The sequence below is a fragment of the Parendozoicomonas verongulae genome, assembly GCF_009711465.1.
Taxonomy (GTDB): Bacteria; Pseudomonadota; Gammaproteobacteria; order Pseudomonadales; family Endozoicomonadaceae; genus Sansalvadorimonas; species Sansalvadorimonas verongulae.
In genome coordinates this window covers 1-214 of sequence record NZ_SMME01000033.1, presented here as the reverse complement: position 1 = coordinate 214, position 214 = coordinate 1, and the positions used below count along the sequence as shown (strand labels likewise).

The following is a 214-nucleotide window of genomic DNA, read 5'->3' as shown; positions in this document are numbered from 1 at the left end:
AGCAGTACGAGAGTAATGGCCAGACCTGTTCTCTGCCAGACCATGTTCAATTTTACCGGGCCAGTGTCGGTGAGGGAGAACTGGCCAGTTTGTATGAGTCATCCGTTGAACGGGTGACCAGCCCCCCCAAAAAAACCATCGTTGTGAATCCATGTACTATCAGGGAATGGCTGAATCCCGTCACGATCAATGAAGCGGGTTACAGCGTTCTTAA

Annotated in this window: 1 protein-coding gene; it reads left to right on the top strand. The window is 50.5% G+C overall.

Annotated features, from left to right (window positions below; translation table 11 throughout):
• The coding region (locus tag E1189_RS24085) for a hypothetical protein (protein ID WP_230459771.1) at nucleotides 1-214 on the top strand (214 nt) is incomplete at both ends.